Here is a 25,851-nt window from a genome sequence, read left to right on the forward strand (position 1 = left end):
ATGAAGGGTTTCACGGCAGTGGCGAATAGTTCGAGCGTTCAGGCATCGCATGATCATGCGCGTCTGGAATCGGCGTGGGATGCGATCCGCGCCGGGCTTCGCCGCGACATCGGCCCGCGCATGTTCGACCAGTGGCTGAAGGCTGCTCAGCTGGGTGACTATTGCCCGGAATCCCAGACGCTGGACCTGCTGTTCGCTTCCGACTTCACGGCCAATTTCGTCTCCGGTCATTTTGGCGATCGGCTGTGCATGGCCTGGCGCTGCGCTGGCGTGGGTGTCCGCGAGGTCAGGCTGCGCCGCGCGCCCAATGCGGTCGGCCCGCGCCTGCTCGAATCCGCTCCGGCCGAAGAACCGGCTACCGCTGCCCCGATCCCCGTCGAGGGCGCGCCCGCCTGCAATTTTCAGCCGCGCCACAGCTTTGCCGATTTCGTCACGGGCGAATCCAACCATCTCGCCTTTTCCGCGGCTGAGGCCATTGCCGCAGAAGCGCAGCCGCGCTTCAGCCCGCTCTTCATCCATGGCAGCACCGGCCAGGGCAAGACCCACCTGCTCCACGCCATCGCCCAGCATTTCTCCACCCATTCGCCCAGCGCGCCCGTCCTCTACATGTCGGCGGAGCGGTTCATGATGGAATTCGTGAACGCGATGCGCGCCAACGAAACCATGATGTTCAAGGCGCGTCTGCGCGCCGCCCGCCTGCTGCTGATCGACGACATCCAGTTCATCGCGGGCAAGGGTTCGACGCAGGAGGAATTCCTGCACACCATCAACGACCTCATCGACTCGGGCGCACGCATCGTCGTGACCGCCGATCGCGCGCCGCAGCTGCTCGATTCGATCGACCCTCGCATCCTCTCCCGGCTCGCGGGCGGCCTGGTCGCCGACATCCGCCCGGCGGACCTCGACCTGCGCCTGTCCATCCTGGAAGCCAAGCGCGCGATAGCAGGCGATCCGCCGGTCCCCGACGCCGTCGTCGATTTCCTCGCGCGCTCCATCCGCTCCAACATCCGCGAGCTGGAAGGCGCTTTCAACAAACTCATCGCCTACGGCCAACTCACCGGCCGCTCCGTCGATCTGGAATTTGCGCAAAGCATGCTCGCCGACGCCGTGCGCGCCAACGCGCGCCGCATCACGGTGGACGAGATCCAGAAGGTCTGCGCCGCGCATTACAAGATCGACGCCGCCGAAATGCGCTCCAAGCGTCGCGCCCGCGCCGTCGCGCGGCCCCGGCAGGTCGCCATGTACCTCGCCAAGAAGATGACGCCCCGCTCTCTTCCGGAAATCGGACGCATCTTCGGCGGCCGCGATCACAGCACCGTGATCCATGCCGTGCGCACGATCGAGGAACTGCGGCAGACCAATGCCGACATAGACGCCGACATTCGCACGCTGCAGCGGCAGCTGGAAAACTGACGCTGACAAATAGGTGGCGAACGGCTAGGGTCAGGCCATGATCCGCCACGCCGCTCTCCTGCTCGCCGCCTTCCTGTCCCTCGTCCCGGCCGCTGCGCAGATTCCCGCTTCGCCGCCCGCGCAAGATGTTCAGGTCGCGCTCGACACCAATGCTGGCCGGATCATCATAGCCGTTCATATCGCGAAAGCGCCGGTCACCGCGCGCAACTTCCTGCGCTATGTCGATCAGAAGCGACTGGACGGAACCGGCTTCTACCGGGCTGTGGGAACGGCGGACTATGGTTTCGTGCAGGGCGGAACGCAAAATGATCCCGCCCGCGTCCTGCCGCCCATCGCGCATGAGCCGACCACGCAAAACGGTCTCACCCATGATGACGGCGCGCTGTCCATGGCGCGCTATGCGCCCGGCAGCGCAACCGGCGACTTCTTCATCGTGCTTGGAAAGATGCCGAGCATGGACGCGCAGCCCGCCTCACCGGGCGACAATCAGGGCTTTGCTGTTTTCGCCCATGTCGTGGAAGGTATGGACGCCGTCCGCTCGATCCTGTCGACGCCCAAATCGCCCACGGCCGGCGAGGGCGTGATGAAAGGACAGATGCTGGAGCAACCCGTGCGGATCGTCACCGCACGCCGTCTGCCCTGATCCTGACACCGCTCAAAACCCGCTCGCGGTTCCTTGAAAGATCAGCCCTTCCGTTCAGGTGGCAGGGTGATCTTTACATCTTCGCCATTCTGCCCCGGAAAGCCGGTGAACATGGCGTCGATCAGATTGGGCACAAGATAGGTCAGCTTGTTCGACAGCGACTGTGCGGACGCCTTGCCCTCGAAAAGGCGCCGGTTGTCCGCTGCCCGATCGATCTTCATGCTGAGGTCGCTCGTATAAACGGTATAGCTGCTGACATCGCTGTAACCGGGGCCGAACAGCCAAGGGTCATAAAAGCCATAGCCCCACGGGCGTCCCCACCGGCCTCGCCAGCCCCAGCCGCCGTAGAAATAAGGATCAGCAGGTCCGAAGCCGGTCGAGCGCACCTTTTCCCGGCCATTGTCGACATAGTAGGCAACGCGGACGATCATGTCGGCCCGCGCCGGGTCCGATGCGGGCGTATAGCCCGTTTGCGTCAGCCGCTGGCCGATCAACCCTGCATATTGACCGAATTCCAGACCGCCAGCGAGCCGGGGATCGTCCGCCACCACGGTGAAGCTCTGCCCAGCCGGAGCGGGCAATTGCTGGAACCGGGCGACGTCCGCCTTGAAGGATGTCGCGCAGCCGGAAAGAGCGACCAATGCCAGAGCAGGGGCCGCGACCATGCCGATCTTCTTCATATATTTCATCGTCTTGCGTCCCAATCTGGAAGGGCTCGGTGCAATCTTGCTCCCGGCTATAGCAGAATGCAACTGAACATCATTTGAACGCTCTGCTGGGGCGGGCTGCCGCAGGTCGCTCATTGAAGCAGTTCCAGACTTCAGCGCATAAGCCCCATCGCGTCATAGGCGGCGCGGAGCGTCGGCTCCGCTGCCGCCCGCGCCTTGGCCGCGCCCGTTTCCAGGATCGCGTCGAGAGCCGCGTCATCCGTGCGCAATTCCAGAAAGCGCGTCCGGATCGGCCGCAGCGTTTCGACCAGCAGTTCGCCCAGCGCAGGCTTGAACGCGCCAAACCCCTTGCCGGCAAATTCGGCGCAAATGGCGTCAGGCGAGCTTCCGGCCAAGGTCGCGTAGATGCCGACCAGATTGGCCGCTTCCGGCCGCCCCGTTAGGCCTTCGGCCGTTTCAGGCAGGGGCTCGGGGTCGGTCTTCGCCTTCTTCACCTTCTGCATGATCGCATCATCGTCATCGGTAAGGTTGATGCGGCTCATGTCCGACGGGTCCGACTTGGACATCTTCGCGGTCCCATCGCGCAGGGACATGATACGCGCCGACTCCTTGGGAATGATCGGATCCGGCAGCGTGAAAAGCTCGACGCCGAAATCGGTGTTGAACTTGGTCGCGATGTCGCGCGCCAGTTCAAGATGCTGTTTCTGGTCCTCGCCCACCGGCACATGGGTGGCGTTGTAAGCAAGGATATCGGCGGCCTGCAGCACGGGATAGACGAACAGGCCGATCGAGGCTCCCTCGCGGTCCTTGCCCACCTTGTCCTTGAACTGCGTCATGCGGTTCAGCCAGCCGATCCGCGCCGTGCCGTTCAGCAACCAGCACAGCTCCGCATGGGCGGGCACCCGTGCCTGGTTGAACAGGACGGAACGATCGGGATCGATCCCGGCGGCGACCAGTGCCGCCGCCATGTCGCGCACGTTGCGGATGCGCTGCTCGCGTGCCTCATGCACGGTGATCGAATGCATGTCGGCGAGGAAGAAGAAGCACTGGCTGCCGCCGTCCATTTCATCCTGCATCCGCACCCAGTTGCGGATCGCGCCCAGATAATTGCCCAGATGCAGATTACCGGTCGGCTGGATGCCGGAAAGGACGCGCATGTTTCTATCCGTTCTTCTAGGTTGCGGTTGAGCCCCTGCGGCGCATCAGCGCCTTCAGGTCGGACACCCGATAGGCGCCCGTCAGAAAACAGGCCACCCCGTAAAGCGCTATGCCCGCGCCGACAAGCAGGGCAAGGCCGATATAGCGCTGGATCATCGCGCCGCCGAGCCATGGGTCCAGCAGCTCTTCTCCCGCGAACAGCGCGCCGCCCATCACGACCGCCGCCACCGCTAGGCGCGGCAACCGCCTGCGCAGCTGCGCATCCGCCGCAAAATGCCCGCGCTTCACCAATGTCGCATACAGCATGGCGACATTGACTGTGGATGACAGCGCGGTCGCCAGCGGCGGCGCGACATGGCCAAGGCCCGCTCGTGCCATCAGGGGGATCAGCGTGATATTGCCGATGATGTTGATGAGGATCGACAGCATCGCGTAACGGACCGGCGTTTTCGTGTCGCCGCGCGCATAATAGCCGGGCGTCAGCACCTTCACGAGCACATAGGATGGCAAACCGATCGAAAAGGCCGACAAGGCCCATCCGCACCGCTGCGCATCTTCCGCCGTAAAGCGCCCATATTGGAACAGGCCGCGCACGATGGGCTCGGCTACGGTGATGAAGGCGACGGTGGCGGGCAGGGTCAGGAACAGCGCCAGTTCGATCCCACGATTCTGGGTATCCATCGCTTGCTGTTCTTGCCCGGTCGACAGCATGCGCGAGATTGTCGGCAGCAAGATGGTGCCGAGGCCGATGCCGATCAGGCCGAGCGGCAGCTGGTTAAGGCGGTCCGCATAATAGATGTAAGTGATCGATCCCGACGCGAGCAGCCACCCCGACAGGGCGGTGGAAATGAGCAGGTTGATCTGCGACGCGCCAGCGCCAGCGGCGGCGGGCACGATCAGGCGCAACAACTCGCGCACATCGGCATCCAGGCGCGGCCGCTTGAGCTTCATCGACACGCCAGCGCGGCGGCAGGCCCATATCAGCCACAACAGTTGAAGCGCGCCGCCCACGGTCACGGAAATGGCCTGGACCCGCGCGGTCTCATATTCATTGGCGCCGTGGAACAGCCACAGCCCCGCGATCATGGCCAGGTTCAACAGGATCGGCGCGGCGGCATTGACCCAGAATTTGTCGAGCGAATTCAGGATGCCGCCCAGAAGCGATGCAAGGCTGATCAGCGCGAGATAGGGCAGGGTGATGCGCGACAGGAGCACGGCGAAGGCGAACTGTTCCGGCGTCGGATTTTGCCGCGAAAAGCCGCCGGACAGCAGCCATGTTACAGGCCAAGCCGCAGCAACGAGCGCCACGGTGAAGAAGATCAGCACGGGCAGCAGAACGGCCAAGGCGCGCTCGGCGAAATGATAGCCCTCGGCAATGCCTCCGGGCCCTGCCGCCTTGCGGTTGAACATGGGGATGAAGGCGGCGGAAAAGGCCCCCTCGGCAAAGAGCGCGCGGAACATGTTGGGCAGGCGGAAGGCGACGCCGTTGAAGGCGTCCGACGCAAATCCCGCGCCCACATAGCGCGCCGCCAGCGAATCCCGCACCAGGGCGAGTATGCGGCTGGCAAGCGTCAACCCGCCGACCGAGCCAAGCGCCTTCACCAGTTTCATGGCAAAACCTCTATCGCCGTTCGCGCTGAGCCTGTCGAAGCCCTGTTCTTACCTGAAGAAAAGGACTGCCCTTCGACAAGCTCAGGGCGAACGGAAATGAAGGTCATTCCCAGGCTCAGGCGTGACCGGCCGGCTCGCCCGCCGTCTGCGCGATCGCCTGAGCCTGCTGCTCATACAGGCCGCCAAAGTCGATCGGGTCGAGCAGCAATGGCGGGAAGCCGCCGTCACGGATCGCATCGGCCAGAACGCGGCGGGCGAAGGGGAAGATCAGCCGCGGCGCTTCGGCCAGCATGAACGGCTGCAACTGGTCGTCCGGCACGTTGCGCATGCCGAAGAGGGCGGCATAGAGCAGTTCGACCGCGAAAGCCGTGCCCTGAGGCGCGGTCGCCTTCACTTCGATCTTCAGAGAAACCTCGACGACCTCATCACCCACCTTGTCGGCGCCGATGTTGAACTGAACGTCGATCTGCGGCTGATCGGGCCACTGGTAGACGGCCGGCGAATTGGGGTTCTCGAACGAGAGGTCCTTCACATATTGGCTGATGAGCGCGATCTGCGGGCTCGTGTCCGCGCCGTTGCCCGCGCTGGTCTGGATCGTATCGGCATCGTCGGCCATCTCTGTTCCCTGATTTTCCTGTTGGTCCGCTGGCGAAAAGCCTTGGGACAGTGGCCCGTGCGCTTAGCAGGGGCGGCCGGGCAGGGCAATGCCGCCTGCCGAAAGGCGCCATTTGAATATGGGCGGAAACATGCCTATGTTGGCTGCGTTGTGGTTTCAGATCTAAACTAAAGGGTGCCTCGGCCCGTGTATGTAATCGTCATCCTCGCGCTCATCGCCGGTTTCCTGGCGCTGCGGCTCTATTCCGTGCTGGGAAAGCGGACAGGGCATGAGCAGGAGCCTGCGCTGCGCCCGGCGGAGGAAAGAGCGAAGGTCACCGTGCTTCAGCCGCGTCCGGTATCGGACATGCCCGGCGATTCGGTTCGTCTGGCAGACGGCTTGATCGCGCCCGGCGGCGAAGCGGGCGTGCGCGCGCTGATCGCGGCGGACCGGACCTTCGACGTGCCGCAATTCGTGGATGGCGCGAAGGCGGCATACAAGATGGTGCTCGAAGCCTTCTGGCGCGGCGACCGGTCGGAGCTGGAATGGCTGTGCGACACGGACGTGCTGACCTCGTTCGAAGAGGCGATTGCGCAGCGGGAGGCGGCGGGTCATGTGCTCGACAACCGGCTGGTGCGCATCGACAAGGCGCAGATCGTCGGCGCCCATGTGAACGGGCGCATCGCCGAAGTGTCGCTGCGGTTCGAAGCGGACATCGCCGCCGTAACCAGGGACAAGGACGGCAATGTCGTCGCCGGGTCGCTCACCGACGCGGTCAGCACCAACGATATCTGGACTTTCACGCGCGACCTGCGCAGCACCGATCCCAACTGGAAGCTCAGCGAAACCGACGAGGCTGCATGAGCTTCCGGCAGGCGTGGGCGGCGACCTGTGCCGCGCTGCTGCTGTCGGCGTGCGCGGGCGGTGTCATTCCGCCTGGCGCGTCAGGCCCGGCTCCATCCGGCCCGGTACGTGGATCGGACGTCGCGGCGCAGCCCGTCCCGGCGACCCCGCGCCCCACTCTGCCGACAGCCACGCCGGCACCGCCCGCCGCAACGACGGAAAATGCTCTCGCCGCAGGCATAACGCGCGGGCCCGATGTCACGTCCCTGATCCAGCCCGGCGATCGTGCGCGCAAGGCGCTCGAGGCATTCCGGATTTCCTGCCCCTCGCTGATGAAGCGCACGGACCAGAGCGGCCTGACCCAGGGATCGGACTGGAACAGCGCGTGCGCCGCCGCCTCCAGCTGGCCCGAAGCGAGCGCCAATGAATTTTTCTCCCGCTATTTCGAAGCGGTGCAGGTCGGCTCCGGCACGGCCTTCGTCACCGGCTATTATGAGCCGGAAATCTCCGGATCGCGCGTCCGGCAGCCCGGCTATGAGGTGCCGATCTATCGCCGCCCGCCGGACCTGATCGACGTCAATCTCGGCCTGTTCAGCGACAGCCTGAAGGGCAAGACCATTCGCGGCAAGGTGCAGGGGACCAACTTCGTACCCTTTGACGATCGCGCGCAGATCGTGGCGGGCTCTCTGGCAGGCCGGGGTCTGGAACTTGCCTGGGCCGCCGATCCCGTCGAGTTCTTCTTCCTCCAGGTGCAGGGAAGCGGACGGCTGCTGCTGCCCGACGGCGGGGTCATGCGGATCGGCTATGATGGGCAGAACGGCCGCGATTACACCGGGATCGGCAAGCTCATGAAGGATCGCGGGCTGATCCAGGCCGGGTCGATGCAGGATATCATGGCATGGCTGCGCGCCAATCCCGCGGAGGGTGCGCAGATCATGAACGAGAATAAAAGCTTCGTCTTCTTCCGGGAGTTGACGGGGGCCGGACCGCTGGGCGCGCTGGGCGTGCCGGTGACGGCAGAAGCGACGGTGGCCGCCGATCCCCGCTATGTTCCCCTCGGCGCGCCCGTGCTGCTGTCCCTCGATCGTGCGGAGCCCAATGGCATCTGGATCGCGCAGGATACCGGCGGCGCCATCAAGGGCGCCAACCGTTTCGACAGCTTTTGGGGAGCAGGCAAGCGAGCCCGGGAAATAGCGGGCGGCATGTCGGCACGCGGCAGCGCATTGATCCTGTTGCCGATCGGATCGGCGGCGCGTCTCGCACAGCAATAAGCGTGGCTGGCGATGGCCCGGCGGCATCTGTCTTCAGACGAACAGGCAATCTGGAACACCCTGACGCAGTCGGTGAGGCCACTCCGTCCGCGCCCGCGACCTGAGGCCCTCACCGAGCGGCCCGTTGCGATCTCCACTGGTCGAAGCGCGACCCCGCTGTCCCCCCGGCCAGTCGATGCCCCCTCCGCCCGCGCTCCGGCAACCATGCTCGATACAAGCTGGGAACGCCGCATCCGCAGCGGTACGTTGACGCCGGACATGACGGTCGACCTGCACGGACACAGCCTGTCGAGCGCCCATGCCAGGCTCAATCAGGCGCTGTCATCGGCATTGGCGCGCGATCACCGGATCCTGCTGATCATCACTGGCAAGCCCCCGAAACTCTCGGCTTCCAGCCAGCAATCCCGGCGCGGCGCAATTCGCGGAGAGATCGGCCACTGGCTTGAAACAAGCGCCTATGCGGACCGTATCGCCAGCGTCCGCCAGGCCCATCCACGGCATGGCGGCACGGGCGCCATCTACATCATATTGCGGCGCAAAAAATAGCCGGGGCGACGCGCGCCAATGACCTTTTCTTAACCAGCATTGGCCATAACCAGCCCATCCGTGGCTCATTGTCGAGCTACGCTCTGGGCGGGAGGCACATGCAGGGCGTGACATTGAAAAGCCGCGCCACCGCCTTCGCCTGCGCCGCGGGGGCGCTGGTGTTCATCCTGTCGCTCGTGCTGGGGCAGGGGCAGGCGACCGACATCCTGGGCATAGGCCGATCGCTCATCGTAGCGATTTTGTGCGGCACGATGAGCTGGGTATCGGCCCGCCAGGCTGTCGTCGCGGCCGCCAGCGCGATCGATCGGGCGACGGAAAGACTGGTCGCGGCCGCCCATGGCGACCTGCAATCCCCCGTGCCGCCCGAAATCGTGGCGGAATTACCCGACCTGTCGGTTGCGATGACCAGCCTGTTCAGTCAGGTGCGCACCAATCTCGACCATGTTCAGACGCTCGCCCTGTTCGATCAGGTGACTGGCCTTGCGAACCGCACAAGCTTCTGCCGGCAAGTCGAGAGGCTGTTGGCGGAGCGCGACGACGTGGCTTCGGCCGCCTTGTTCTTCATCGACCTCGATGGGTTCAAGGGCGTCAATGACACGCTGGGCCATGCGGCGGGCGACCAGTTGCTTGCGCGTGTCGCGGGCCGCCTGCGCGAAGTCGTCATGGCGCAGGTCAGCGCCGGGATCAGCGATGCCGTCATCGGGCGCTTGGCAGGTGACGAATTCACGATGTTCTTCCCTCAACTGCCCGGCCGCGAATCGGCCATCCGCATCGCGCGCGCGATCCAGTTCGCGCTCAGCGAGCGCTTCGACCTTGGCAGCCAGCATATAGAACTGGGCGCATCGATCGGTATCGCCTGCTATCCCGACCATGGCGACACCCTGTCCGCATTGCTGCGTTCGGCGGACATCGCCATGTATCACGCCAAGCATGAAGGGCGGAACCGGGCAGAGATGTTCACCGCCGAACTGGCGCTGGAAGCCGCCGATCGCGCCGAGCTGGAAAGGGACTTGCTGCTGGCCTTGCAGCGGGATGAGTTCATTCTGGAGTTCCAGCCTCAGGTCGAGGCCACCAGCGGCCGGATCGTCACGGCGGAGGCGCTGATCCGCTGGGCCCATCCCGAACGCGACATGGTCATGGCGGGCTTCTTCGTGCCCGTCGCGGAGGAAAGCGGCGCGATCGTGGCGCTGGGTGACTGGGTCATGGGACGGGTGTGCGAGACCGCGGCACGCTGGTCTAAGGCCGACATCGGCCAGCGTATCGCGGTCAACATCTCCTCAAGGGAATTGTCGCAAGCGGATTTCTTCCTGCGCCTGCGGCACGCCATGGCCGCGCATCAAACGCCCCCGCAGATGCTGGAGCTGGAAATATCCGAATCGCTGGCGATGGAAATGGACAGCCGCGTGCTTGGCCAGTTGAAGGCGTTGCGCGACGAAGGCGTGCGGATCGCCATCGACGATTTCGGAACCGGCTATTCGAACCTCTCGCGCCTGAAGGAACTCCCCGTCGATCGCGTCAAGATCGACCGCAGTCTGGTGCGCGACATCGCCATTTCGGCGGAAGCGCGCACGATCTGCAGCGCCGTCGTCGGCCTCATCCAGGGGCTGGGGATGGAAGTCGTGGTCGAAGGCGTCGAATCCGAAGCGCAGATGGAAATGCTGCGCGTCATCGGCTGCACCCTGTTCCAGGGCTATCATTTCGCCCGGCCGATGAGCGAGCAGGACTATCTGTCCCGCTTCGCCCTTTCGCCGCTAGGCCAGCGCCGCACCGTTTGACGATCAGGCCGCCAGTGCGCTGCGGATGACGAGGGCGTAGATCCGGGTCAGGTCCTCAAGGTCCTGCACCGCCACGGCCTCATCCAGTTTGTGCATCGTTGCATTGTTCAGCCCGAACTCCACCACCGGGCAAAGGCGGGAGAGGAAACGCGCGTCCGATGTGCCGCCGGTGGTGGAAAGCTCCGCCTCGACCCCCGTCACGTCCTTGATCGCGCCCGCCACAAGGCTGGAGAGCGCGCCTGGTTCCGTCAAGAACGGCTCGCCGCTGATCTTCGCGGTGAGGATACCCCCCTCGGTCGCCGCAATCGCGCTGATCCGCTCGATCAGTTGCGCGCCGCTATGCTGGTCGTTGAAGCGGATGGAAATGCGGGCATGGGCGGCCGCTGGAATGACATTGGTGGCGGGATTCCCGACCTCCAGATCCGTGATCTCGATATTGCTCGGCTGGAACCAGTCCGTGCCCTCATCCAGGACCACGGCATCGATCGCCGCGAGGATGCGGACGAGGCGCGGAACCGGATTGTCGGCCAGGTGCGGATAAGCGACATGCCCCTGCACGCCGTCCACCTTTATCCACATGTTGACCGAGCCGCGCCGCCCGACCTTGATGACGTCGCCCAGCCGCTGGGAGGAAGTCGGCTCGCCGACCAGGCAAAGGTCGGGCCGCAATCCGTGCGCTGCCATGCGGTCCATCAGCGCCAGCGTGCCGTAAACCGCCGGGCCTTCCTCATCGCCGGTGATGATGAGGCTGACGGTCCCCGGCACATCATCGGGAACGCGGGCAAGGGCAGCGACAAAGGCGGCGATCGACCCTTTCATGTCGACCGCGCCACGGCCATGGAGCAGGTCGCCGCGAAGCTCCGGCGCAAAGGGATCGCTCGTCCAGCCGTCGCCCGGCGGCACCACGTCCAGATGCCCCGCGAAAGCGAAGTGCGGGCCCGCGCCCGTCGTCCGCCAGGCAAGCAGGTTTTCCACCGGCCCATCGGGTGCTTCTCCGGTGACAAAGCGATCGACGGTGAAGCCCATCGGCACCAGCATCGCTTCAAGGACCGCGAAGACTTCACCCCGGGCGGGCGTCACCGAAGGGCAGGCAATCAGCTTGCGCGCTATGTCCACTACATCGGCATTGGTGCTGGTCATGCTCATGGCGCTGCGTTAGCGAAAGCCGAGCGCCTTTGCCAGCGGAGGAAAAGATCATGCCCAAGATCGATCTTGCAGCCATGGAACAGACCAACAGGACCGGCTATCCCGATCCCTATGCGGTTGTGGTGGAGGGGCGATGGGTGCGAAGACTGGGGCCGGGCTCCGGCCTTGCAGACTTCGGCGTCAGCCATGTGGTGCTGAAACCCGGCGCCGCTTCGTCGCAGCGTCACTGGCATGAAGATGAGGATGAATTCGTCGTCATGCTGAGCGGGAACGCCGTGCTGATCGAGGATGAAGGCCGCTTCGCCATGCAGGCAGGCGACATGGCCGCCTTCCCCAAGGGCGAGCCCAATGGCCATCATCTCGTCAACGAAAGTGACGGCGATTGCGAATTCCTCGCCTTCGGGCGCGTGCCGAAGGGGGATGCGCACTATCCCGACATCGACCTTCGATGGTCGAGGGGAGGCTATCAGCGCAAGGATGGGAGCGCCTTTTGAGCGGCTGTCCAGCGTTCGACAGGCGGATGATGCTGGCGGGCATGGGGGCTGCCGTGATGGCCGCGAAAGCGCCACCGCCTGACCTCGTAAAGCCGCCGCGCTTGCGCCCTGGCGATGTCGTCGGCCTTGTGGAACCGGCGGGCTTCACCGACGACCTGTTCGATCTGGATGTGGTGAAGGAAACGATCGTCGCGATGGGCCTTAAGCCCAAGCCCGCCCGGCACCTGCTCGAGCGCCACGGCTATCTCGCGGGCAAGGATGAAGATCGCGCAGCCGATCTGAACGCGATGTTCGCCGACCGCGAGGTAAAGGCCGTATTCGCGGTGCGCGGCGGCTGGGGATGCGCCCGCATCCTGCCCTATCTCGATTTTACCACCATCCGCGCCAACCCAAAGCTGCTGATAGGGTTCAGCGACATCACCGCCTTGCACATGGCCTTCGCCGCACGCGCGGGCTTTACCACGATCCATGGCCCGAACGCCGCCAGCAGCTGGCCGCGCTTCACCTGGGACGCGTTCCGGGCGATCGCCTTTGACGGCGGCACGCCCCTGTTGACCAACCCGCAGGCGAAAGAGGATCGGCTGGTCCCGCTGGGCGGCCGCACCCGCACATTCGGCGGGGGGCGGGCGAGCGGCCGGTTGCTGGGCGGCAACCTCACCGTGCTGACGGCGCTCATGGGAACAGGCTGGCTCCCCGATTTCACAGGCGCCATCCTGTTCCTGGAGGATGTGGACGAAGCGCCATACCGGATCGACCGGATGCTGACCCAATTGTCGCTCGCGGGCGTGCTGCGCAAGCTGGCCGGGCTGGTGTTCGGCCAGTGCACGAGTTGCGGCGCGACAGGCCCCTCCTATGGCGGCTTCACCCTGTCGCAGGTGCTTGAGCAACATCTCCGGCCCCTCGGCATCCCCGCCTTTCAGGGCGCCGCCATCGGCCATGTGGCGAACCAGTTCAGCCTGCCGCTCGGCGTGCGCGCCGAAATCGATGCCGATGCGGGCAGCATCCGCCTGCTCGAACCAGCCGTCAGCTAAAGCTCAGTCCGCCTATTCCGCAGGGCGGGCATAGGCACCTCGCCCGTCCGGCGGCACCAGTTCCTTTCCCCTGATGGTCAGGATGAGCGTGTCGAAGCCGGGCTGCGGCACATCCTTCGTCGGCTCCGCCTCAAGCCGCACCGTGCCATCCACTTCCCGCCAGCGCCCTTCGGCAAACAGATCAAGCGCGCCATAGACGAGATACCATTGAAAGCGCCCGTCCGGCCGAAGCATCAGCTCCGATCCGGTTTCCATGACGCCACGCAGATAATAGTGACCGGCCCGTCCCGCAGGCGCAGTCTCCGCCAGTGTCGGCGTCGCGAAGAAAGCCGCCAGGGGCATGAGGGGGGTGAGCAGCCGCATGCGGATAGCTTAGCAGATGTTCATCGCTCAGGCGCGGACGAAGGGGATCAGCTCTTCATAAACCGGCAAAGGCGGCTTTCCCTCCACCCGCGCACCCCGGCGCATCAGGAAGGCATGGCGCACGATCTCCGCCTGTTGCTCAAGCCCATAGCGCTCGAACAGCCGCCCCGGCACGATGTCGTAGCCATAGCGGCAAAAGGGGTGGCGCATCAGCGGCAGATACCATTTGCCGCCCCGTTGCGCCTGCCAGACATGGGTCATTTCGTGGATGAAATGCCCCTGCAGGTGAAGCGCCGACCCGCAAAAATCATCGCAAAACAGGCCGCTCCTGGGGTTGAACCAGATATCGCCATCGGGCGACATGGTGACTCGAGCAGGCTGGAAGGGCCACCATTTGCGATTATGCGCCCGCACCCGGTCATAGGCGATCGCGTCGCCGAACACCGATCGGGCGAGCGCCACCTCTCCCGGCGTCAGGCTCCGGCTGGTCAATGCTTGGCGGGCTCCCCGGCCTTCGGTGCAGGCGCTCCGGGCTTCTGGATCACGGCATCCACCAGCAGGCGGTCGCCATTGGCAAGGAGGAAGGTAAAGCTCATCTTGCCGCGGCTGACCGCCGTGTCGTTGATGCCCCAGATCATCAGATGCTTGCCGCCGGGTGCAAAGGCGACCTTCGACTTGGCGGGAATGTCGACCGCGTCGATCTTCTGCATCTTCATCGTGCCGCCATGATCCATGCTTTCATGCATCTCGACCTTGAGCGCATAATCGGTCAGCACGCCGCGCAACTGCGTCGCCGTATCGCCGCCATGGGCGACAAAATAACCGGCCGAAGGCGTGTCCTTGTTGGGGCTGAGCCGCACCCAGGCCTGATCTATATAGGTCGGGGCAGGATCGCCGCAGGCCGCAAGTGCAAAGGGAGTAGCCAAGGCAAAAAGGGACAAGGGTGCGCGCATCGGAGAACTTTCGTGATTTCCGGTCGGTTGTTACGGTAATCGTCCGCGCTTCTTGTGCCAAGGAAGATCGCGCCTATATCCCATCCGCAAACGGCCTTGCCTTGGCGCTTTCGTGAGGTATGGGGCCGTCAACCGCTGATGTGATTTGGGGTTTGAAGAGGACAAGATGGGAAAAGTAATCGGCATTGACCTTGGCACCACCAACAGCTGCGTGGCTGTGATGGACGGCGGCAAGCCCAAGGTGATCGAAAATGCGGAAGGCGCGCGCACCACGCCGTCGATCGTGGCCTTCACCAAGGATGGCGAGCGCCTGATCGGCCAGCCTGCCAAGCGTCAGGCCGTCACCAATCCGGACAATACGATTTTCGCGGTGAAGCGCCTGATCGGCCGCCGCTTCGACGATCCGACCACCAAGAAGGACATGGAGCTTGTCCCCTATCACATCGTGAAGGGCGGCAATGGCGACGCATGGGTCCAGGCGGGCGGCAAGGATTATTCGCCTTCGCAGATTTCCGCCTTCACGCTGCAGAAGATGAAGGAAACCGCCGAAAGCTATCTCGGCGAAACGGTCACGCAGGCGGTCATCACCGTCCCGGCTTACTTCAACGATGCCCAGCGTCAGGCGACGAAGGACGCCGGCCAAATCGCGGGTCTCGAAGTGCTGCGTATCATCAACGAGCCCACGGCGGCGGCGCTCGCCTATGGCCTTGAGAAGCAGGACGGCAAGACGATCGCGGTCTATGACCTTGGCGGCGGCACCTTCGACATCTCGATCCTCGAAATCGGCGATGGCGTGTTCGAAGTGAAGTCCACCAACGGCGACACCTTCCTTGGCGGCGAAGATTTCGACGCCAAGCTGGTCGAATATCTCGCCGAAGGCTTCAAGAAGGATGAGGGCATCGACCTCACCAAGGACAAGCTGGCGCTCCAGCGTCTGAAGGAAGCGGCTGAAAAGGCGAAGATCGAACTGTCCTCGGCTCAGTCGACCGAAGTCAACCTGCCCTTCATCACCGCTGACCAGAATGGCCCCAAGCATCTGGTGAAGAACATCACCCGCGCCGATCTGGAGCGTCTGGTGACCGACCTCATCAAGCGCACCATGGAGCCCTGCAAGAAGGCGATGGCGGACGCTGGCATCTCCGCGAGCGAGATTAGCGAAGTCGTCCTCGTCGGCGGCATGACCCGCATGCCCAAGGTGCGCGAGGCCGTGAAGGAGTTCTTCGGCAAGGAACCGCATACCGGCGTCAACCCGGACGAAGTCGTCGCCATGGGCGCGGCGATCCAGGCGGGCGTGCTTCAGGGCGACGTCAAGGACGTGCTGCTGCTCGACGTCACTCCGCTCTCCCTCGGCATCGAGACGCTGGGCGGCGTGTTCACCCGCATGATCGACCGTAACACGACGATCCCCGCCAAGAAGAGCCAAGTCTATTCGACCGCTGACGACAATCAGCAGGCGGTGACCATCCGCGTCTTCCAGGGCGAACGTGAAATGGCGGCGGACAACAAGCTGCTCGGCCAGTTCGACCTGGTTGGCATCCCGCCCGCGCCGCGTGGCGTGCCGCAGATCGAAGTCACCTTCGACATCGACGCCAACGGCCTCGTCAACGTCCATGCCAAGGACAAGGGCACGGGCAAGGAACAGCAGATCCGCATCCAGGCTTCGGGCGGCCTCAGCGACGCTGACATCGATCAGATGGTCAAGGACGCCGAACGCTTCGCCGAAGAGGACAAGAAGCGGCGTGAAGGCGCAGAGGCGAAGAACAACGCCGAAAGCCTGATCCACACCACCGAACAGCAGCTCAATGAGCATGGCGACAAGGTGGAGCCAAGCCTCAAGTCCGAAATCGAAACCGCGATCGCCGCGACCAAGTCGGCTGTCGAGGGTGGCGACGCTGAAGCGATGAAGGCCAAGGCGCAGGAACTCGCCCAGGTCGCGATGAAGCTTGGCCAGGCGATCTATGAAAAGGAGCAGGCCCAGGCCGCGGCTCCGGGTGCCGAAGCGCCCAAGGCTGATGACGATGTCGTCGATGCTGAATTTTCGGAAGTCGACGACAACAAGGCGTAACAGACCCCCTCCCTCTTCCCTTCAGGGGAGAGGGCCGGGGAGAGGGGGTTAGAAGAGGTGGCGATGGCAACAGGATATCTAACGTTCCGCATTGCCCCTCTCCCAACCCTCTCCCCTGAAGGGGAGAGGGCTTTTTAATGAGTACCGAAGTGGATTATTACGAACTGCTCGAAGTCGAGCGCACAGCTGATGGGAACGCGATAAAGAGCGCCTATCGCAAGCTCGCGATGAAATATCATCCGGATCGCACTGGCGGGTGCACCGACAGCGAGGCCAAGTTCAAGGCGGTCTCCGAAGCCTATGAATGTCTGAAAGACCCGCAGAAGCGCGCCGCTTACGACCGTTATGGCCATGCGGCCTACACCAATGCCCAGAATGGCGGTGGTGGCTTCAATGGCCGTGGCGCGGGCGGCTTTTCCGATCTCGGCGACATATTCGAAACGATCTTCGGCCAGAGCGGCTTTGGTGGCGGGGGTCGTCAGACGCAGCGGCGCGGCGCGGACCTGCGCTATGACATGGAGATCACGCTCGACGAAGCCTATCATGGCAAGAAGACCGAGATCGAGATCGAAGTCTCCGCCCCTTGCGAAAGCTGCGATGGATCGGGCGCGCAGCCCGGCACCGGGGTCAAGACCTGCGGCACGTGCGGCGGTCATGGCCAGGTGCGGGCGCAGCAGGGCTTCTTCGTGGTCGAGCGCACCTGCCCCGGCTGCCATGGCGCAGGTCAGGTCATCGAAAGCCCCTGCCGCACCTGTCGCGGCGAAGGACGCGTGGACAAGCCCAAGACGCTGTCCGTCAACATCCCGGCGGGCGTTGATGAAGGCACCCGCATCCGCCTGTCCGGCGAAGGCGAGGCGGGCGCGCGCGGCGCTCCTGCTGGCGACCTCTACATCTTCCTGCATGTGAAGCGGCATTCGCTGTTCGAACGGGACGGCACGACCCTCTTCTGCCGCGCGCCCGTCAGCTTCACCACGGCGGCGCTTGGCGGCTGCATCGAAGTGCCCGGCCTCGACGGCCAGCGGCATGAGATCAAGATCCCGAGCGGCATCCAGTCCGGCAAGCAGATCCGCCAACGCGGCGCGGGCATGCCGGTGCTGAACGGGCGAGGGCAGGGCGACCTTGTCATCCAGGTCGATGTCGAAACGCCCACTCGCTTGACCGCCAAGCAGAAGGAATTGCTGGAAGCCTTCCGGGAAACCGAAACCGGCGAGGAATGTCCGCAGTCGACCGGCTTCTTCAGCAAGCTCAAGGAGCTGTGGGGAGAATAAGGCGCTTCGCTGCTGCCAATGCATGAAGCCGGGTGCGGAAAGGCCGTCCCCGGCTTTCCTTTTGTCGAAGGGTGATTATTTCCGCAGGTTCTTCTGGAAGAACTCCGTCATCACATCCAGCGCCTCCTGCGCCTCGGGCAGATTTCGGTTGGCGAAGAAACAATGGTCCAGCCCGTCCCAGACATGCAGGTCGGCCTTCACCTTCGCCTTGATCAATTCGCGATGGGTGTTGACCGCAGCGCTGACTTCGCCCGCGCGCATCGAGGTCACCAACAAGGTAGCCGGGAAATAGCGCAGCGTGTCGCTCGACATGATCGGCGACATGAGCGGGTCGAGCAGGTCGTGATTGCCATAATAGAAACGCTCGTCGAGCGTTGCGGGCGTGGTCAGGCCCTGCATGGGCTTGAATGTGTACCAGCTGTCGCCCGCCCATCGCGCATCCGCCGACGCGCAGAATATCCCCGCCGCGCCGGGCGCGGGCAGCTTCACATGCTGGAACCAGGCGATCGCCTGGGCTGTCAGCAGCCCACCGGCCGAACTGCCGAAAATGCCGATCTGCGAAGCCTTGCGCGTCTTGAGCAATTCCCGATAGACCGCCGCCACATCCTCGCTCGCCGCCGGGAAGACAGCTTCGGGCGCCTGCCGGTAGTCGATCGTCAGAACCTCAAATCCGGTCCGGCTCGCCAAGGGGATGGATCCCTGCAATCCGCCTGCTGCAGCGTTCGCCACGATGAAGCCGCCGCCGGGAAGGTTGATCAGGATGTTGCCATTCTTGCCCCGGCCGCTCCGCTTGTCAGGCGTGATCAGATAGCCGTGGACGCCGCCAACCGTGACCTCGCGATAGTTGACCCGATATTCCTCCGCCAGCTTGCGGATCATCGAAGCCGCGCCGCGCGTCATCATCTCCCGGGTCGCGGGAACGCGCTTCTTTTCGATCAGCTGGGTGAGCATATCGTTGGCATCCAACGGACGCCGTGGAAGCGCCTTCTTCGCCTCCTCGCTCAGATAGACGGACGGGGGAAGGCGGAATGCGGGGACGTTCACCGTCCCATCAGTTTCGATCGGGTTCGGCTTGGCAGGCGGCGTCTGGGTGAAACCGGTGCCCTGTACAGCGCACAGCGCCAGCAGCCCCGCAAGCTTCTTCACATGACGCATCGCCATCTCCCCCGCCCTGATCGCCAGCTCACAATAGAACGATACCGTGCTATTATACGTCGGGAAAGCGTTTTTCTCGCTACTTCATTCTTTAAATCAATTTCAGCTTCACCCTCAAGCCGCCAGGAACATGTCCGGATCGATCGCCATCAAGCTTTCCGCCCCGCCCTCGATCTTGCGCCGCAACGCCCCGGCATCCGGCATGACCCGTTCCGCAAAAAACCGCGCCGTCACCAGCTTCGCTTCCAAAAAGCGCGCATCGCCTTCGCCCGCCTCCAGCAACTCAGCCGCCGCCTTCGCCATGCGCAGCCACATCAGGCCGGTCGAGACAATCCCCAATATGTGCATGTAATGCACCGCGCCAGCCCCGGCATTGTCGGGGTTCTGCATCGCGTTCTGCATCAGCCACATGGTCGCCGCGCCTAGCTGTCCGCTCGCTTTCTCCAGCGCTTCCGCCACCCCCGCCAGCCGCGCATTGCCTTTCGCTTCAGCTACCTCGTCAGCGACGATCTTCAGGAAAGCCTGCAACGCCCTGCCGCCGTTCATGGGCAGCTTGCGGCCGACAAGATCCATCGCCTGAACGCCATTAGTGCCCTCGTAAATCTGGGCTATGCGAGCATCGCGCACATATTGTTCTGCGCCATTCTCCCAGATGTAGCCATGACCGCCGAAAACCTGCTGGCACATGACCGCAACGTCAAAGCCCTTGTCGGTGCCATAGCCTTTCAGCACGGGGGTCAACAGCTGGACCAGATCGTCAGCGGCCTGCCGCTCCTCATCCGTCGCGGCATGATGCGCCAGATCGACCTGAAGCGCACCCCAGAGCATCAGCGCCCGCAGTCCCTCCGTCAGTGCCTTGGCTTCCATCAGCATACGGCGTACGTCAGGATGGACGAAGAGAGTGTCGGCTTTCTCATCCTTGTCTTGAGGCCCGGTCAGCGCCCGGCCCTGCCGCCGGTCGCGAGCATAATGGACCGCGTTCTGGAAAGCGACCTCGGCCTGTCCCAGCCCCTGCATGCCGACCCACATCCGCGCGGCATTCATCATGATGAACATGGCGGCAAGGCCCTTATTCTCCTCGCCCACGATCCAGCCTTTCGCTCCGTCATAATTCATGACGCAGGTCGCGTTGCCGTGGATGCCCATCTTATGTTCCAATGACCCGCAGGAGACCGCATTACGCTCACCCAAAGAGCCGTCATCATTCACCAGAACCTTGGGAACGACGAAGAGCGAAATGCCCTTGCTGCCTTCCGGCGCATCGGGTGTCTTGGCGAGGACCAGGTGGATGATATTCTCCGTGAGGTCCTGCTCGCCCGACGAAATGAAGATTTTCGTGCCGGTGATCGAATAGCTGCCGTCATCCTGCTTCACCGCCTTGGTCTTGATCAGGCCCAGGTCCGTGCCCGCATGCGGCTCGGTCAGGTTCATCGTGCCAGTCCATTTGCCCGACACCATGTTGGGGATATATTTCTGCTTCTGTTCTTCGCTGCCTTTCGCGAGCAAGGCGGAGACAGCTCCGCTCGTCAGGCCGTGATACATTTCGAAACTGTGATTGGCCGAAAGCACATATTCCCCGACCGCGGATGCGACGACGTTGGGCAAGCCTTGTCCGCCATATTCCACAGGCGCATGCAGCGTGGTCCAGCCGCCCTCGACATAGGTGTCGAACGCCTCCTTGAAGCCGGGAGGCGTGGTCACGCTGCCATCGGAATGGCGGACGCAGCCTTCCTTGTCGCCCACCGCGTTGAGCGGGAAGAGCACCTCCTCCGCTATCTTGCCGCCTTCCGCCAGAATCGCGTCGACAAGATCCGGCGTCGCGCTCTCAAAGCCCGGCAGGTTTGCGTAGCGTTCAAGCCCTACCACATGGTCGAGGACGAAACGGGTTTCGCGGATGGGGGCTGAATAGCTGGGCATGATCTTCTCCGATGTTTCTTTTCTTGGCAGGGCGAAGTGTCACGGTCTGTCGAGAGCGGTTACGAAGTCCGACAGTTCCGCGATTGCGGCGTCGATATCGCTTTTCTGGCGGGTGAGCAGTTCGATACGCGCCTTGCATTTGGCGACCGTGACTCGCCGCTGCTCCTCATGTTCTTCATCCGCGTCGTAAAGGTCGATCATCTCGCGAATGTCGGCCAGGCTGAAGCCGACCCTCTTGCCGCGGAGGATCCAGGCGAGGCGCGCGCGGTCGCGGCGGGAATAGATGCGCGCCAAGCCTTGGCGCTCGGGTGCGATCAATCCTTCATCCTCATAGAAGCGGAGCGCGCGCGCGGTGACGCCGAACTCCTCGGACAGGTCGGTTATCGTGTAGCTTTGCCGTTCCTTGTGATCGGGCAGCTCAATGCCCGCGATGCTGCTGCGCTGGTCCATGGCGCCTTAGCTAGGAGGGCTTTACGTTAACGTCAAGTGTGATCTGGGACGATTTGGCCTGATGACAGGGTGGGCTGGGGGAGCTAAGCGGCTTTCCATGACGGGGGCGATCAGACGATCAGAACTTGCGCGCGGCCTTTTGGCCGCGTTGGGGCTGCTTGTCCTCGCGATCCAGCTCGTCACGCCTGCCGGTTTCATGCCGGTACGGACCTCGCACGGCGTGATGGTGACGCTTTGCACCGGTCAGGGCGCCGTCCGCGTCATGGTGGATCGCGAAGAGGCGCCCGGCAAGGTGCATCATTCACCCGATGAGGGCGGCCCTATTCAGCAGCATTGCCCTTTCGCCACATCAGTGCAGCCGATGGTGCCGCCTTTGCTATTGGCCGATGTGCCCCTGCCAGCCTGGCAGACGGTTTTCGGGCCCATCGCCTTTGCCCTCAAAACCGGGCTGATCGCCAGGCTGGCGGCGCCCCCCCCTCCATCATCCGGTCCCCCTCATTCCTCCTGACAATGCCGCTTATGCCGCGCTGACCGCGGCACGATTTTTCATGAGGATGAATTCATGTCTGCACCTACCGCTTTGCGCAGCGTTTCGCTGTGCGCACTTGCCTGTTCTCTGATGTCCGTACCCGCCCTGGCTGATGAGGCGGGCGATCAAGGCCGCATCGTTGTTACGGCTGCCTCGACCCCTGAGGATGCCGCCGCCAATATCAGCCGTACCGCTGGCGGCGCCGATATCGTCACTGCCAAGGATTTCGAGGACAAGCTGGCCGTATCGCTGCGCGATGCGCTCGCCTTTTCGGCTGGCGTCTACACGCAGCCCCGCTTCGGGCAGGAGGTTCGGATTTCGATCCGCGGCTCTGGCCTTTCGCGAGGCTTCCATATGCGCGGCTTGACCCTGTTGCAGGATGGCATTCCCATCAACATGGCCGATGACAATGGGGACTTTCAGGAACTGGACCCGCAGGTTTTCCAGCATCTGGAGGTGTATCGCGGCGGCAATGCTCTGCGGCTTGGTGGATCGACGCTGGGCGGCGCGATCAACGCAGTGACGCCGACCGGGCGGACAGCGTCTGGGGCTGAACTGCGCGTCGATGGCGGTTCTTTTGATAAGCTCCGGGCCAAGGCCGCCTATGGCTATGCGGATGACCGTGGAGATGCCTGGGCAGCAATTACCGCCGACCGGTCCGATGGTGACCGCGCTCATGGCGAGAGGCGTGCGTTGCGCTTCAACGGCAATGTCGGGGTCAAGCTCAGCGAGCGTGTGGGAACCCGCTTCTACGTCAGCGCACAGTCGATAAGGCAAAAATTGTCGGGCGCATTGAACGAAGTGGATGCTCTGAACGACCCGGCGCGCGGTAATTTCGCAGGGGATCAGGCGAGGAACATCGATTCGATCCGCTTTCAAAACCGGACCACGGTGCAGCTGGACGGCGGACAATTTGCATTTGGCGCCTATTTCAACGCGAAGGCGCTGGATCATCCCATCTACCAGGTGGTGGATCAGAAATCCGAAGACCGCGGGCTGTTCGCGAGCCTGGAACTGGCGGGCGACATACGAGGGCTTCCGGTCGGAATCACGCTCGGCACGCAGGCGCGCTTTGGTCATGGCGACTTCCGGCAGTTCGTGAACATCAATGGTAAGGCAGGTGTTCCCACCTCCATCCAGAAGGCGCGTGCTCAGACGATTAACAGCTATGCGGAAGCGAGGATAGCGCCCGTTCGGGGATTATGGCTGATCGCAGGCGGCGTCCACACGCATGGCGAACGACGACTTGACAACCGCCTTGCCCCTGCACGTAGCGGGGAGGCGAAGTTTGATAGTTTCGCTCCAAAATTCGGGCTGTTGTTTGAACCGTCTCAAGCGGTGCAGTTCTACGCCAATTATAGTCGGTCGGTGGAACTCCCGGGCTTCATCGAATTGGGGCAAACAGCGGTCGGCTCGGGCGGAGTGGCATTGCCTGGCTTCACGCCGCTTGACGCGCAACGGGCCTGGACGGCGGAAATAGGCACGCGCGGCAGCTTGGGTCCGGCGCGGTGGGATCTAAGCATCTACCGTGCGGACCTGAAGGGCGAATTGCTTCAATATAGTGTTCAGCCGGGCGTTATCCCGGCTGCCACCTTCAACGCGGGCCGGACGCGGCATCAGGGTGTGGAGGCAGCGCTAGAGTTGAAGATATCGCCTTGGACGGCGTTGCGGCAGGTTTATCAATATAGCGATTTCCGATTTCGGGGCGACGCGCAGTTTGGCAACAATCGCCTCCCCGTCGTGCCGCGCCATTTCTACCGGGCCGAACTGAGGTTGGGGACGGATCGCGCCAGCATCGCTCCGGCCGTCGAATGGGTCCCACAGGGTGCCTGGGTGGATTATGCCAACAGCAAGCGGGTCGACGGCTATGCCACGTTCAACCTCGGGGCGCAGGCGCAGCTGACGAAAGCTGTCAGTCTCTTCATCGACGCCCGCAACCTGACGGGCAAGCGAGCGGTCGGCGACATAGGAGCGCTCGTCAACTACAAGCGGGACGATCCGCAGACAGCGGCGAACGAAGCCAGTGTCGCCTTCTACCCCATTGAGCGACGTGCCATCTATGCCGGGCTGCGCGCGCGTCTCTGAAAAGGTGTCGGCCTATCCTCATGAGGGGGTGGAGCGGGGCGGCAAATGCGGCTAGAGGCGGCGCCATGTTGCGCCTCTCCGGCCTTAAGCTGCCCCTCGACCATCCGGCCGACGCGATGCCCGCCGCAATTTGTGCGCGGCTGGGGATAGAGGCATCGGACCTTTTGCGTCACATGATCGTGCGCCGGGGCAATGACGCCCGGCGTAAGAATGCGATCCAGCTGGTCTATACCGTCGATGTCACGCTCGCCGATGAGGCGGAGGTGCTTGAGCGGCTCGCCCATGATCATGACGTGCGCCGACGGCCGGATACCGATTATCGTTTCGTCGCCCATGCGCCGCAAGGATGGTCGGGCAAGAGGCCGGTCGTGGTCGGTGCAGGCCCCTGCGGTCTCTTCGCCGGATTGATCCTGGCGCAGATGGGTTTCCGGCCCATCATCCTCGATCGCGGCAAGGTGGTGCGTGAGAGGACCAAGGATACTTGGGGTTTGTGGCGAAGGGCCGAGCTGAACCCTGACAGTAACGTTCAGTTCGGTGAAGGCGGCGCGGGCACCTTTTCTGACGGCAAGCTCTACTGCCGGGTGAAAGACCCCCGGTTTCTCGGCCGCAAGGTGCTGGAAGAGTTTGTGGCGGCTGGTGCGCCTGAAGATATTCTCACTGAAGCGCATCCGCACATCGGGACATTTCGGCTGGTCTCGATGGTTGAAAACATGCGCCGCCAGATTGAGGAGTTGGGCGGCGAGTATCGCTGGCAGCACAAGGTCGATGACCTGGAACTGGAGCGGCGATCCGACGGCACGCAGCGGCTGCGCGGGTTGCATCTATCCGACGGCAGCTTCATCGAGGCCGACCATGTTGTGCTTGCGGTAGGGCACAGCGCCCGTCCGACATTCGAAATGCTGCACCGACGCGGCGTGCATATCGAAGCGAAGCCATTTTCCATCGGCGTGCGGATCGAACATCCGCAAAGCTGGATTGACCACGCGCGTTACGGCAATTGTGCGGGTCATCCGCTGTTGGGCGCGGCGGCCTATAGCCTGGCGCATCACTGCGAGAATGGCCGCACCGTCTACAGCTTTTGCATGTGCCCCGGCGGCCGCGTAGTTGCGGCAACATCCGAAGAACGCCGCGTGGTCACCAATGGCATGAGCCAGTATAGCCGGGCCGAGTTCAATGCCAACTCCGGTTTAGTCGTCGGTATCGACCCCGCACGTGACTACCCCGGTAGCCCGCTGGCTGGTATCGATCTTCAGCGGCATTGGGAAAGCCAGGCGTTCATTGCGGGCGGCTCTTCCTACTGGGCGCCGGGACAGAAGGTGGGTGACTTCCTCGCGCGGCGGCCATCCACGGCACTGGGGGAAGTTGTTCCTTCCTACAAGCCGGGCGTGAAGATGACGGACTTGTCATCCTGCCTCCCCGATTTCGTGACAGAGGCCTTCCATGAGGCCTTGCCTGTCTTTGGCCGACAGATCGCCAATTACGACCATCCCGACGCCGTTATGACAGGGGTGGAAACGCGCACTTCCTCCCCAATCCGAATTACTCGAGGGAAAGATCTTCAAAGCTTGAACGTCGCCGGACTTTATCCTGCGGGTGAAGGCGCTGGCTATGCGGGTGGGATATTGTCCGCTGCCATTGACGGCATCAAGGTTGGCGAAGCCGTCGGGTTGGCAATCACCAATTAAATGCGCCCTTAAAAGTGATTCGCCATAGCCTTGCCGTGGGGGAAATCGCGAAAATCCAACACTTATGTTGGCTTAGGCGCAGGTTTTCGTATCCGGACATAGATGCAGCAGTTAAGTTCGAATATGACGCGAACATGAAGGTCATATGAAATAATCATAGGCCCATGACATCGCTGGCGTTAATTTA

General features: G+C 63.3%; 24 protein-coding genes. 13 read left to right on the forward strand and 11 right to left on the reverse strand.

Going from position 1 to position 25,851, the window contains the following annotated elements; translation table 11 throughout:
• Both dnaA and ACYU8T_RS00010 read left to right on the forward strand, forming a co-directional pair.
• Entirely contained in the window at positions 1-1,413 is a 1,413-nt protein-coding gene (dnaA, locus tag ACYU8T_RS00005) for a chromosomal replication initiator protein DnaA (RefSeq protein ID WP_461158124.1), read from the forward strand.
• 37 nt (positions 1,414-1,450) lie between these two features.
• Positions 1,451-2,056: a peptidylprolyl isomerase gene (locus tag ACYU8T_RS00010; RefSeq protein WP_461158125.1), complete on the forward strand. Its 606-nt coding sequence runs from the start codon at positions 1,451-1,453 to the stop codon at positions 2,054-2,056.
• Between the two features lie 41 nt (positions 2,057-2,097).
• Here the strand turns inward: ACYU8T_RS00010 and ACYU8T_RS00015 are convergent, their stop codons facing one another.
• From ACYU8T_RS00015 to secB, 4 genes are all read right to left on the reverse strand, one after another.
• Positions 2,098-2,745 carry a DUF4136 domain-containing protein gene (locus tag ACYU8T_RS00015; RefSeq protein ID WP_097090812.1) on the reverse strand — a complete coding sequence of 216 codons (648 nt, stop codon included), beginning with the start codon at positions 2,743-2,745 and terminating at the stop codon, positions 2,098-2,100.
• Positions 2,746-2,876: 131 nt separating this feature from the next.
• Positions 2,877-3,881: a tryptophan--tRNA ligase gene (gene trpS / locus ACYU8T_RS00020; protein WP_097090813.1), complete on the reverse strand. Its 1,005-nt coding sequence runs from the start codon at positions 3,879-3,881 to the stop codon at positions 2,877-2,879.
• Between the two features lie 16 nt (positions 3,882-3,897).
• On the reverse strand, positions 3,898-5,493 hold the full coding sequence (gene murJ / locus ACYU8T_RS00025; RefSeq protein WP_097090814.1) for a murein biosynthesis integral membrane protein MurJ: 1,596 nt from the start codon (positions 5,491-5,493) through the stop codon (positions 3,898-3,900).
• A 115-nt stretch (positions 5,494-5,608) separates the two neighbouring features.
• Complete coding sequence (gene secB, locus ACYU8T_RS00030; RefSeq protein ID WP_201515144.1) at positions 5,609-6,109, reverse strand: protein-export chaperone SecB; 501 nt, start codon at positions 6,107-6,109, stop codon at positions 5,609-5,611.
• A 186-nt stretch (positions 6,110-6,295) separates the two neighbouring features.
• Between secB and ACYU8T_RS00035 the strand changes: the two genes are divergently transcribed.
• The 4 genes from ACYU8T_RS00035 (at position 6,296) to ACYU8T_RS00050 (ending at position 10,523) form a co-directional block, all read left to right on the forward strand.
• A complete protein-coding gene (locus ACYU8T_RS00035; protein ID WP_097090816.1) occupies positions 6,296-6,952 on the forward strand; it encodes a Tim44/TimA family putative adaptor protein in 657 nt (218 codons plus the stop codon).
• A complete protein-coding gene (gene mltA / locus ACYU8T_RS00040; RefSeq protein ID WP_461158126.1) occupies positions 6,949-8,202 on the forward strand; it encodes a murein transglycosylase A in 1,254 nt (417 codons plus the stop codon). The genes ACYU8T_RS00035 and mltA overlap by 4 nt, the downstream gene beginning before the upstream one ends.
• A 12-nt stretch (positions 8,203-8,214) precedes the next feature.
• Positions 8,215-8,748: a Smr/MutS family protein gene (locus tag ACYU8T_RS00045; RefSeq protein ID WP_461158127.1), complete on the forward strand. Its 534-nt coding sequence runs from the start codon at positions 8,215-8,217 to the stop codon at positions 8,746-8,748.
• 98 nt (positions 8,749-8,846) lie between these two features.
• Positions 8,847-10,523, forward strand: a complete 1,677-nt coding sequence (locus ACYU8T_RS00050) for a putative bifunctional diguanylate cyclase/phosphodiesterase (protein WP_461158128.1) — start codon at positions 8,847-8,849, stop codon at positions 10,521-10,523.
• A gap of 3 nt (positions 10,524-10,526) precedes the next feature.
• Here ACYU8T_RS00050 and dapE read toward each other — a convergent pair whose 3' ends face one another.
• Positions 10,527-11,669, reverse strand: coding sequence for a succinyl-diaminopimelate desuccinylase (dapE, locus tag ACYU8T_RS00055; RefSeq protein ID WP_461158129.1), 1,143 nt, complete (start codon positions 11,667-11,669; stop codon positions 10,527-10,529).
• Between the two features lie 50 nt (positions 11,670-11,719).
• On the opposite strand from dapE, the gene ACYU8T_RS00060 reads away from it, so the two are divergent.
• Positions 11,720-12,163 (forward strand): cupin domain-containing protein, encoded by a 444-nt coding sequence (locus ACYU8T_RS00060; protein WP_461158130.1) that lies wholly within the window; start codon positions 11,720-11,722, stop codon positions 12,161-12,163.
• A gap of 26 nt (positions 12,164-12,189) precedes the next feature.
• Complete coding sequence (locus ACYU8T_RS00065) at positions 12,190-13,194, forward strand: S66 peptidase family protein (RefSeq protein WP_461159705.1); 1,005 nt, start codon at positions 12,190-12,192, stop codon at positions 13,192-13,194.
• 12 nt (positions 13,195-13,206) lie between these two features.
• On the opposite strand, the gene ACYU8T_RS00070 is transcribed toward ACYU8T_RS00065, so the two are convergent.
• The 3 genes from ACYU8T_RS00070 to ACYU8T_RS00080 are packed head-to-tail and all read right to left on the reverse strand — an operon-like array spanning position 13,207 to position 14,510.
• Complete coding sequence (locus ACYU8T_RS00070; protein WP_461158131.1) at positions 13,207-13,557, reverse strand: hypothetical protein; 351 nt, start codon at positions 13,555-13,557, stop codon at positions 13,207-13,209.
• Positions 13,558-13,584: 27 nt separating this feature from the next.
• The gene (locus ACYU8T_RS00075) at positions 13,585-14,049 is read right to left on the reverse strand and encodes a vgr related protein (protein WP_461158132.1); all 465 of its coding nucleotides are present in this window, start codon (positions 14,047-14,049) and stop codon (positions 13,585-13,587) included.
• Positions 14,046-14,510, reverse strand: a complete 465-nt coding sequence (locus tag ACYU8T_RS00080) for a copper chaperone PCu(A)C (RefSeq protein WP_461158133.1) — start codon at positions 14,508-14,510, stop codon at positions 14,046-14,048. Before ACYU8T_RS00080 ends, ACYU8T_RS00075 begins: the two co-directional genes overlap by 4 nt.
• A 166-nt stretch (positions 14,511-14,676) precedes the next feature.
• Here ACYU8T_RS00080 and dnaK point away from each other — a divergent pair, with 166 nt between their 5' ends.
• Together dnaK and dnaJ are read left to right on the forward strand one after the other, a co-directional pair.
• Positions 14,677-16,575, forward strand: coding sequence for a molecular chaperone DnaK (dnaK, locus tag ACYU8T_RS00085; RefSeq protein ID WP_097092660.1), 1,899 nt, complete (start codon positions 14,677-14,679; stop codon positions 16,573-16,575).
• 137 nt (positions 16,576-16,712) lie between these two features.
• Complete coding sequence (dnaJ, locus tag ACYU8T_RS00090; protein WP_097090826.1) at positions 16,713-17,843, forward strand: molecular chaperone DnaJ; 1,131 nt, start codon at positions 16,713-16,715, stop codon at positions 17,841-17,843.
• Positions 17,844-17,918: 75 nt separating this feature from the next.
• On the opposite strand, the gene ACYU8T_RS00095 is transcribed toward dnaJ, so the two are convergent.
• The 3 genes from ACYU8T_RS00095 to ACYU8T_RS00105 all read right to left on the reverse strand — a co-directional run bounded on the left by ACYU8T_RS00095 (position 17,919) and on the right by ACYU8T_RS00105 (position 21,365).
• Positions 17,919-19,004 carry an alpha/beta hydrolase fold domain-containing protein gene (locus ACYU8T_RS00095; RefSeq protein ID WP_461158134.1) on the reverse strand — a complete coding sequence of 362 codons (1,086 nt, stop codon included), beginning with the start codon at positions 19,002-19,004 and terminating at the stop codon, positions 17,919-17,921.
• A 108-nt stretch (positions 19,005-19,112) separates the two neighbouring features.
• Complete coding sequence (locus ACYU8T_RS00100) at positions 19,113-20,915, reverse strand: acyl-CoA dehydrogenase C-terminal domain-containing protein (protein WP_461158135.1); 1,803 nt, start codon at positions 20,913-20,915, stop codon at positions 19,113-19,115.
• A gap of 39 nt (positions 20,916-20,954) precedes the next feature.
• Positions 20,955-21,365, reverse strand: a complete 411-nt coding sequence (locus ACYU8T_RS00105) for a MerR family transcriptional regulator (RefSeq protein WP_097090829.1) — start codon at positions 21,363-21,365, stop codon at positions 20,955-20,957.
• A 97-nt stretch (positions 21,366-21,462) separates the two neighbouring features.
• On the opposite strand from ACYU8T_RS00105, the gene ACYU8T_RS00110 reads away from it, so the two are divergent.
• The 3 genes from ACYU8T_RS00110 (at position 21,463) to ACYU8T_RS00120 (ending at position 25,664) form a co-directional block, all read left to right on the forward strand.
• Positions 21,463-21,873 carry a hypothetical protein gene (locus ACYU8T_RS00110; RefSeq protein WP_461158136.1) on the forward strand — a complete coding sequence of 137 codons (411 nt, stop codon included), beginning with the start codon at positions 21,463-21,465 and terminating at the stop codon, positions 21,871-21,873.
• Positions 21,874-21,984: 111 nt separating this feature from the next.
• Positions 21,985-23,979: a TonB-dependent receptor family protein gene (locus ACYU8T_RS00115; RefSeq protein ID WP_461158137.1), complete on the forward strand. Its 1,995-nt coding sequence runs from the start codon at positions 21,985-21,987 to the stop codon at positions 23,977-23,979.
• Positions 23,980-24,044: 65 nt separating this feature from the next.
• Positions 24,045-25,664, forward strand: a complete 1,620-nt coding sequence (locus ACYU8T_RS00120; protein ID WP_461158138.1) for an NAD(P)/FAD-dependent oxidoreductase — start codon at positions 24,045-24,047, stop codon at positions 25,662-25,664.
• Positions 25,665-25,851: the final 187 nt, after the last annotated feature.

The organism is Sphingobium sp. TomMM35A (assembly GCF_054771735.1).

Bases quoted from the DNA above. Each gene is read 5' to 3' on its own strand.
- ACYU8T_RS00045 (WP_461158127.1), top strand. From the start codon at position 8,215: ATGGCCCGGCGGCATCTGTCTTCAGACGAACAGGCAATCTGGAACACC.
- ACYU8T_RS00105 (WP_097090829.1), bottom strand. From the start codon at position 21,365: ATGGACCAGCGCAGCAGCATCGCGGGCATTGAGCTGCCCGATCACAAG.
- ACYU8T_RS00080 (WP_461158133.1), bottom strand. From the start codon at position 14,510: ATGCGCGCACCCTTGTCCCTTTTTGCCTTGGCTACTCCCTTTGCACTT.
- ACYU8T_RS00120 (WP_461158138.1), top strand. From the start codon at position 24,045: ATGTTGCGCCTCTCCGGCCTTAAGCTGCCCCTCGACCATCCGGCCGAC.
- dapE (WP_461158129.1), bottom strand. From the start codon at position 11,669: ATGAGCATGACCAGCACCAATGCCGATGTAGTGGACATAGCGCGCAAG.
- ACYU8T_RS00095 (WP_461158134.1), bottom strand. From the start codon at position 19,004: ATGGCGATGCGTCATGTGAAGAAGCTTGCGGGGCTGCTGGCGCTGTGC.
- ACYU8T_RS00100 (WP_461158135.1), bottom strand. From the start codon at position 20,915: ATGCCCAGCTATTCAGCCCCCATCCGCGAAACCCGTTTCGTCCTCGAC.
- trpS (WP_097090813.1), bottom strand. From the start codon at position 3,881: ATGCGCGTCCTTTCCGGCATCCAGCCGACCGGTAATCTGCATCTGGGC.
- ACYU8T_RS00110 (WP_461158136.1), top strand. From the start codon at position 21,463: ATGACGGGGGCGATCAGACGATCAGAACTTGCGCGCGGCCTTTTGGCC.
- ACYU8T_RS00010 (WP_461158125.1), top strand. From the start codon at position 1,451: ATGATCCGCCACGCCGCTCTCCTGCTCGCCGCCTTCCTGTCCCTCGTC.
- dnaJ (WP_097090826.1), top strand. From the start codon at position 16,713: ATGAGTACCGAAGTGGATTATTACGAACTGCTCGAAGTCGAGCGCACA.
- mltA (WP_461158126.1), top strand. From the start codon at position 6,949: ATGAGCTTCCGGCAGGCGTGGGCGGCGACCTGTGCCGCGCTGCTGCTG.
- secB (WP_201515144.1), bottom strand. From the start codon at position 6,109: ATGGCCGACGATGCCGATACGATCCAGACCAGCGCGGGCAACGGCGCG.
- dnaA (WP_461158124.1), top strand. From the start codon at position 1: ATGAAGGGTTTCACGGCAGTGGCGAATAGTTCGAGCGTTCAGGCATCG.
- ACYU8T_RS00060 (WP_461158130.1), top strand. From the start codon at position 11,720: ATGCCCAAGATCGATCTTGCAGCCATGGAACAGACCAACAGGACCGGC.
- ACYU8T_RS00115 (WP_461158137.1), top strand. From the start codon at position 21,985: ATGTCCGTACCCGCCCTGGCTGATGAGGCGGGCGATCAAGGCCGCATC.
- murJ (WP_097090814.1), bottom strand. From the start codon at position 5,493: ATGAAACTGGTGAAGGCGCTTGGCTCGGTCGGCGGGTTGACGCTTGCC.
- dnaK (WP_097092660.1), top strand. From the start codon at position 14,677: ATGGGAAAAGTAATCGGCATTGACCTTGGCACCACCAACAGCTGCGTG.
- ACYU8T_RS00015 (WP_097090812.1), bottom strand. From the start codon at position 2,745: ATGAAATATATGAAGAAGATCGGCATGGTCGCGGCCCCTGCTCTGGCA.
- ACYU8T_RS00065 (WP_461159705.1), top strand. From the start codon at position 12,190: ATGATGCTGGCGGGCATGGGGGCTGCCGTGATGGCCGCGAAAGCGCCA.
- ACYU8T_RS00050 (WP_461158128.1), top strand. From the start codon at position 8,847: ATGCAGGGCGTGACATTGAAAAGCCGCGCCACCGCCTTCGCCTGCGCC.
- ACYU8T_RS00070 (WP_461158131.1), bottom strand. From the start codon at position 13,557: ATGCGGCTGCTCACCCCCCTCATGCCCCTGGCGGCTTTCTTCGCGACG.